The sequence below is a fragment of the Bordetella petrii genome, assembly GCF_020991325.1.
Taxonomy (GTDB): domain Bacteria; phylum Pseudomonadota; class Gammaproteobacteria; order Burkholderiales; family Burkholderiaceae_B; genus Bordetella_A; species Bordetella_A petrii_E.
The window spans coordinates 1-7,226 of sequence record NZ_JAJMLX010000235.1; the positions used below are offsets into that span (position 1 = coordinate 1).

Consider the following 7,226-nt stretch of genomic DNA (forward strand, 5'->3'; position numbering starts at 1 on the left):
CCGGCGGCCGGGGCGGCGGAACGGTTGGTGGTGGTGGCAGCGGGCGGCGTGACGGCCTGGCGCTGCTGCGTGATGTTGGTGGATTGGCGGCCGATGCTGCTGCCGCCGCCCATGCGGCGGGCTTCGGCGTCGAACGACACCGCCAGCATGGCGGAACCGGCGACGGCGATCAGCGCGGCGGCAAACAACCGGGAAATTCCGGAACGGGACATATTGCGTGACTCCTTGAGCGCATGGCGCCCGGAAAGGGCGCGGCCGGCTGCCCCCACGACAGCCGGCGTTTTTTCTGACCAGGGTTTTCTTACAAAAAACTGAACACCTGAAGAATAACGGACAAGCCTGCGGGCGACAAGTTCCCCGTGGCGGCCGTTCAGGCCAGGCGGACGCCCTCGTGCAGGGCAACCACACCGGCTGTCAGGTTGAAGTACTGCACGCGCTCGAGACCGGCGGTGCGCATCATGTCGGCCAGGGTGTCCTGGTCGGGATGCATGCGGATGGATTCCGCCAGATAGCGGTAGCTGGCTTCGTCGCCCGCCACCTTCTTGCCCAGCCAGGGCAATATATTGAAGGAATACCAGTCGTATGCCGGCGCCAGGGGGCGGGCCACGCGCGAGAATTCCAGCACCAGCAGCTTGCCGCCGGGCTTGAGCACCCGCGCCATCTCGGCCAGCGCGCGGTCTTTGTGGGTCATGTTGCGCAGGCCGAAGGCCACGCTGACCCGGTCGAAATAGCCGTCGGGAAACGGCAGTTTTTCCGCGTCGCAGACAGCGGTGGGCAACAGCAGCCCGGCGTCGGTCAGGCGGTCGCGCCCGACGCGCAGCATCGAATCATTGATGTCGGTAAGCCAGACTTCACCTGTGTCGCCGGCCCGGCGTGCAAATGCCCGCGCCAGGTCGCCCGTGCCGCCGGCAATATCCAGTACCTTCATGCCCGGCCGGATCGCGGCGCGGCCGATGGTGAAGGCCTTCCAGGCGCGGTGCAGCCCGCCCGACATCAGGTCGTTCATGACGTCGTAGCGCGAAGCCACCGAATGGAACACCTCGGCCACCTTGCGGGCTTTCTCATTTTCGGGGACAGATTGAAAGCCGAAATGCGTGGAAGAGTCCGGACTGGGCGAAGAAGCAGGGTTTTGCATAATGAGTATCCCGGTATATGGGGCAATGGTAGCCGATTGAAGGGCGGGGTCCGGGAATAAGGCGCCGCCGGTCACATACCTGAAATATTCCGGCCATACTATCGCAATGTTCGCGCCGCAGCTGCGCCCCAACATTCGCCTTCTCCACCGCCCATGTCCAGCACCATTCTTGTCGTCGAAGACGAACCCGCCATCCAGGAACTCATTGCCGTCAACCTGTCGTTCGCCGGCCATAAAGTCTTGCGCGCCTTCGATGCCGAGCAAGCGCAAACCCTGATCCGCGCCGAATTGCCCGACCTGATCCTGCTCGACTGGATGCTGCCCGGCACCTCGGGCCTGACCCTGGCGCGCAAGCTGCGCGACGATGAGCGCACCCGCGCCGTGCCCGTCATCATGCTCACCGCCAAGGGTGCCGAGCAGGACAAGGTAGACGGCCTGGAAGCCGGCGCCGACGACTACATCACCAAGCCCTTCTCGCCCAAAGAGCTGATGGCGCGCATCAAGGCGGTACTGCGCCGCCGCGCGCCCCAGCTCACCGATGACATCATCGACGTCGGCGGCCTGAAGCTCGACCCCGTCACGCACCGCCTGTCGGGCAACGAACAGGCGCTGGCGATCGGCCCCACGGAATTCCGCCTGCTGCACTTTTTCATGACCCATCCCGAGCGCGTGTTTTCGCGTTCGCAACTGCTGGACCAGGTGTGGGGCGATCACGTCTTCGTCGAGGAACGCACTGTCGACGTGCACATCCGGCGGCTGCGCAAGGCGCTGGAACCCTCGGGCCACGACATGCACGTGGAAACCGTGCGCGGCAGCGGTTATCGGTTTACGGCACAGGTCCCGGCACGGTAAAACACTGCCACGATGATCTGGCTGCGAACTTTGTTTCTGGTCGCCCTCTGGGCGATCCTGTCGCTATTGGTCCAGTGGCTGATAGGCGACCCCGCCGGTTGGCTCGTTTTCTGCGCGGCCTTGCTGGGCATGCTGTTCTGGCGCAGTTGGCGGCTGCGCGCGGTATCGCACTGGGCGCATCACCCGGAAACCGCGCCGCCCGCCTCGGTGGGCCCCTGGGACGACATCCTGGCGCCGCTGTACCGCTATACGCGGGCGCGGGCTCGCGAACTGGCCGAAACCCGCGGCACCATGCAGGGCATGCTGGCCGCCGCGCAGGCGCTGCCCGACGGCGTGGTCACCCTGAACGAAGACTTCCAGATCGAATGGTGCAACCGCGTGGCGCGCCACCACCTGGGCCTGAGCCTGCCGGCGGACCGCGGCCACAACCTGCTCAATTTGCTGCGCGCGCCCGAGTTCGTGGCCTATGCGCATCGTGACGTCTGGCCCGAACCCATCCTGGTGCGCCTGGCGCATGGCGGCCAGGAACGCGTCATGATGATGCACCTGGCCACCTACGCCAGCAACCGCCGCCTGCTGATCTCGCGCGATGTCACCCAGATCGAAAAGCTGGAAACCACCCGGCGCGACTTCGTGGCCAACGTCTCGCACGAGCTGCGCACGCCCCTGACAGTGCTGGCGGGCTTTCTGGAAACCTTGCGCGACATGCCGGCCGACGCGCTGGGCAACGACCAGCGCGACCAGTACATGGGCATGATGCACGAGCAGGCCCAACGCATGCAGGCCATTGTGGAAGACCTGCTGACCCTGTCCACCCTGGAATCGTCGCCGGGCTCGGATCCGCGCGCCGTGGACCTGCCCGCGCTGCTGAAGACCGCGCGCCAGCAGATCGAGGCGCTGTCGGGCGGCCGCCACAAGTTCGACTGGAATATCGACGAATCGCTGGACGTGCTGGGCGCCGAGACCGAGTTGTCGTCGGCCATGTCGAACCTGCTGACCAACGCCGTGCGCTACACCCCCGACGGCGGCACGATCACGGTGCGCTGGCAGGGCGACGCCGATGGCGGCGCGCGCTTCAGCGTGCAGGATACCGGCATCGGCATCGCCGCCCTGCACATCCCGCGCCTGACCGAACGCTTCTACCGGGTCGACCGCGGCCGCTCGCGGGCGGCCGGCGGCACCGGGCTGGGGCTGGCCATCGCCAAGCACATCGCCATCCGCCACGACGCTGAACTGCACATTGCAAGCGAGGTCGGCAAAGGCAGCACTTTCTCCCTGCATTTCCCGGCCGAGCGCATCGTTACCGCCTGATCGCCCCACCGTCCGAATGGCCTCTGGCCGCCCGGCCGCCAAAGTGCGCCACAATAGGGGGAAAGATTCCCATTCACTTTTCCCGCTAAGTCGTACCCATGGCCCAGATCGTACTGTTCGAGAACATCCATCCCAGCGCCCGCGACGTTTTCGCGGCGGCCGGCTACACCGATATCATCACGCACGCGGCGGCCCTGCCGCCGGCTGAATTGCATGCGGCGCTGCGCGGCGCGCAAGTGGCCGGGATCCGCTCCCGCACGCACATGGACGCCGAGGCGCTGGCCGCCGCGCCCGACTTGCGCGTGGTGGGCTGCTTCTGCATCGGCACCAATCAGGTCGACCTGAACAGCGCCATGCAACGCGGCATTCCGGTGTTCAACGCACCGTTTTCCAACACGCGATCGGTGGCCGAACTGGTGCTGGGCGAGGCCATCCTGCTGCTGCGCCGCATTCCCGAGAAAAATGCGCGCGTGCACCTGGGCCACTGGGACAAGTCCGCCGCGGGCGCGTTCGAAACCCGCGGCAAGACCCTGGGCATCGTGGGCTACGGCAATATCGGCTCGCAGATCAGCACCCTGGCCGAAAGCATCGGCATGCGTGTCGCGTATTTCGATGTGGAAGCCAAGCTGCCGCTGGGCAACGCCCGCCCGGCCGGCTCGCTGAACGAACTGCTGGAACAGGCCGACGTGGTCACGCTGCACGTGCCCGGCGGGAAAAGCACGGAAAACATCATCAATGCCGACGCGCTGGCCCGCATGAAACGCGGCGCCATCCTGATCAACGCCTCGCGCGGCACCGTGGTCGACATCCAGGCGCTGCACCAGGCGCTGACGTCAGGCCACTTGGCCGGGGCGGCGCTGGATGTGTTTCCCACTGAACCCAAAAGCGTCGATGAACCGCTGGACAGCCCGCTGATCGGCCTGCCCAATGTGATCCTGACGCCGCACGTGGGCGGCAGCACGCAGGAATCCCAGGAAAACATCGGCCGCGAAGTGGCCGAGAAGCTGGTGCGCTACCTGCAGGCCGGCACCACCAAAAGCGCCGTGAATTTCCCGGAACTGCCCTACCTGGAACCCGCCGGCGCGGCGCGCATCCTGCATGTGCACCGCAATGCACCCGGGGCGCTGGGCGCACTGGACAACATGCTGGCCGAACACGGTTTGAACATCGTCAGCCAGAGCCTGCAAACCCGCGGCCAGATCGGCTACGTGGTCACCGACGTGGATGGCGAAGTCAGCGATGCCGTCATGGCGGCGCTGCGCGGCCACCCCATCACGGTGCGCTGCGAACTGGTGTAAGGGGACGCGCGGCGGCCTGCAGCAGGCATTCCGCCAGATGCCCGGCCAGGGTGGCGGGGTCGTGCGGCAGGCGCGCCACCAGTCCGATCTCTCGCTCGAAGCCGGCCTCGTCCAGTTCGAGCACCCGCAGGCCGTCGGCATGGAACAGCCGCGTGCGCGGCAACAGCGCCACCCCCAGGCCGCGCCGCACCAGGTTGGCGATGGCTTCCATCTCGTCCAGCTCTACCGCTTCGCGCACGGCAATGCGCTGCTTTTTCAGGAACATGTCCACCAGCCGCCCGCCAAACGACGATCGGTCGTAGCGGATGAACGGCTGGCTGGCCAGCAGTGCCCGCCAGGGCTGTTCGGGCAGGCCGGCGGGCGCCACCAGCACCACCGGTTCGCGCAACAGCGGGCGCCACGCCAGTTCGGGCGGCAGCGCGAAGGGGGGCCGGATCAGCACGGCCAAGTCGATTTCGCCCGAATCCACCTGTCCCAGCAGCGACAGCGACACCCCCGGTATCACCCGTAACCGCACGTCCGGATACGTGTCGCGAAAGCGCAGCAGGGCATCGCCCAGCAAGTCTTGCTGCACCGAGGCAATGGCGCCCACCCGCAGCAGCCCGCTGACATGGCCGCCGCCCGCCGCGCTGGCCATGCGCTCGGCCATGGCCACCAGCTCTTCCGCCTGCGGCAGCATCTCGCGACCGGCCGCGCTCAGCGCGGCCGACTTGGCGGTGCGCTCGAACAACGCCACGCCCAGATAATCCTCCAGGCGGCGCATCTGGGCGCTGACCGCCGACTGTGTCAGCCCCAGTTGGCGGCCGGCCCCGGTAAACGTACCGTCGCGGGCCACCGCGATAAAGGTCTTGAATTCTCGGATCACTATCGTTTTTTTCGATGCTCAGGGCAAAAAAATATCGTTTTTCAATCAAAAAAACAATCACTACACTGACATCCATGCCTTTTCGTGGCCGCCGTTCCATTCCGCAGCAATGGCACGGCCCGGGCCTGACCATTTTGTTTTACTCTTGCCATCCGGAGCCCCCGCATGACCGCAACCTCGAATCTGCCTCCCTTTCACCTGGCCTTTCCCGTCCGCGACCTGGCCGAAGCGCGCGCCTTCTATGGCGAACTGCTAGGCTGTCCGGAAGGCCGCAGCTCGGCCGAATGGGTAGACTTCAACTTCTACGGCCACCAGATCGTTGCCCACCTGTCGCCCGATGAATGCGGCCACCGGGCCACCAGCGCGGTAGATTCCCACAATGTGCCGGTGCGCCACTTCGGCGCCGTGCTGCCCATGGACGCCTGGGAAACGCTGGCCGGCAAGCTCACCGACGCGGGTACCCAGTTCGTCATCGAACCGTATATCCGCTTCAAGGGCGAAGTCGGCGAGCAAGCCACCATGTTCTTCCTGGATCCGTCGGGCAACGCCCTGGAATTCAAGTCGTTCAAGAACATGGATTCCCTGTTCGCCAAGTAACAACCAGGAGGCGGTTGCACCCTTGAACCTCGATTCACCTGCACCCGCCTCTGTCACCTGGCGCATTCAGCCCCAGGGCGACCGCTGCCTGCTGGTGTACTTCGGCACCGGCATCGACACGGCCATAGGCCGCCTGTGCCTGGCCGCGGCGCGCATGTTGCGCCAGGCCCGGCTGCCTGGCGTCAGCGACGTCGTGCCATCCTTCGTGGCCGTGGCCGTGCATTACCAGCCCACGGGCCGCGACGCCCCCCGCTACGCCCAGTTGGCCGAACAGGTCGAACAGGTGCTGTCGCAGGGCATAGAAGCCGATGCGGATGCCGGGCGCGAGGTGGACATCCCCGTTTGCTATGGCGGCGAACATGGCCCCGACCTGGACCGGGTGGCCCGCCATGCGGGCCTGTCGCCCGATGAGGTCATCGCCCTGCATGCCGGCTCGGACAATCTGGTGTTCATGCTGGGCTTCGCACCCGGCGCCGCCTACCTGGGCGTGCACGATGAACGCCTGAACATTCCACGGCGCGATTCGCCCCGCACCACGCTGCCGGCCGGATCGGTGGCGGTGGCCAATCGCCAGACCATGCTGTACCCCAGCCAGTCGCCCGGCGGCTGGCACATCATCGGCGCCACCCCCCTGGTGCTGTTCGATCCAGCGCGCGATCCCGCCGCGCTGCTGCAGCCCGGCGACCGGGTCCGCTTCGTGCCCATCGACCCGCACGAATTCCAGCGCCGGCGCGGGGCCGCGCCATGAGCCTGACCGTACTCAAGCCGGGCCTGCTGTCCACCTTCCAGGACAGCGGCCGTATAGGCAGCCAGCACCTTGGGGTGCCGGTATGCGGCGCCATGGACGCGCGCGCCCACCGCCCGCCCAACCGGCTGGCCGGCAACCAGGCATTGCTGAACGAAGTGGTGCAGGGCGTGGGCGCGGTGGCGGCCGAAACGTCGGTCGGCGTGTGCGTGCCGTTCCCGTATCTCGCGCAGGTTCAGGCGCAGCTCGACGGCGGCCGTGTCGCCTGGGGCGCGCAGGACGTGTCGGCGCACGAGCAGGGCGCGTTCACCGGTGAAGTCGCGGCCGCAATGGTTGCGGAGTTCGGCGCACGCTATGCGATCGTCGGTCACTCGGAGCGCCGCGCGTATCACGGCGAACGCAACGAGACGGTCGCGGCGAAGA

8 protein-coding genes and 1 pseudogene are annotated in these 7,226 nt (G+C 66.7%); 6 read left to right on the forward strand and 3 right to left on the reverse strand.

Annotated elements, in window-relative coordinates:
• Both LPZ50_RS19195 and ubiE read right to left on the reverse strand, forming a co-directional pair.
• A pseudogene (locus LPZ50_RS19195) lies at window positions 1–212 on the reverse strand (Tim44 domain-containing protein); the annotation flags it as partial.
• Window positions 213–370: 158 nt separating this feature from the next.
• Complete coding sequence (ubiE, locus tag LPZ50_RS19200) at window positions 371–1,135, reverse strand: bifunctional demethylmenaquinone methyltransferase/2-methoxy-6-polyprenyl-1,4-benzoquinol methylase UbiE (protein WP_230663794.1); 765 nt, start codon at window positions 1,133–1,135, stop codon at window positions 371–373.
• Window positions 1,136–1,288: 153 nt separating this feature from the next.
• Between ubiE and phoB the strand changes: the two genes are divergently transcribed.
• From phoB to serA, 3 genes are all read left to right on the forward strand, one after another.
• Window positions 1,289–1,987: a phosphate regulon transcriptional regulator PhoB gene (gene phoB / locus LPZ50_RS19205; protein WP_230663797.1), complete on the forward strand. Its 699-nt coding sequence runs from the start codon at window positions 1,289–1,291 to the stop codon at window positions 1,985–1,987.
• 12 nt (window positions 1,988–1,999) lie between these two features.
• Window positions 2,000–3,298: a phosphate regulon sensor histidine kinase PhoR gene (gene phoR / locus LPZ50_RS19210; RefSeq protein ID WP_230663800.1), complete on the forward strand. Its 1,299-nt coding sequence runs from the start codon at window positions 2,000–2,002 to the stop codon at window positions 3,296–3,298.
• 98 nt (window positions 3,299–3,396) lie between these two features.
• A complete protein-coding gene (gene serA, locus LPZ50_RS19215; protein ID WP_230663803.1) occupies window positions 3,397–4,596 on the forward strand; it encodes a phosphoglycerate dehydrogenase in 1,200 nt (399 codons plus the stop codon).
• Here serA and LPZ50_RS19220 read toward each other — a convergent pair.
• Complete coding sequence (locus LPZ50_RS19220) at window positions 4,571–5,461, reverse strand: LysR family transcriptional regulator (protein ID WP_230663806.1); 891 nt, start codon at window positions 5,459–5,461, stop codon at window positions 4,571–4,573. The genes serA and LPZ50_RS19220 overlap by 26 nt on opposite strands.
• A 165-nt stretch (window positions 5,462–5,626) precedes the next feature.
• On the opposite strand from LPZ50_RS19220, the gene LPZ50_RS19225 reads away from it, so the two are divergent.
• The 3 genes from LPZ50_RS19225 to LPZ50_RS19235 form a co-directional block, all read left to right on the forward strand.
• A complete protein-coding gene (locus tag LPZ50_RS19225) occupies window positions 5,627–6,058 on the forward strand; it encodes a VOC family protein (protein ID WP_230663809.1) in 432 nt (143 codons plus the stop codon).
• Between the two features lie 22 nt (window positions 6,059–6,080).
• Window positions 6,081–6,806, forward strand: a complete 726-nt coding sequence (pxpB, locus tag LPZ50_RS19230) for a 5-oxoprolinase subunit PxpB (RefSeq protein WP_230663812.1) — start codon at window positions 6,081–6,083, stop codon at window positions 6,804–6,806.
• Between the two features lie 92 nt (window positions 6,807–6,898).
• Window positions 6,899–7,226 (forward strand): triose-phosphate isomerase (locus LPZ50_RS19235; RefSeq protein ID WP_230663815.1); only part of this gene is annotated, 328 nt, incomplete at its 3' end.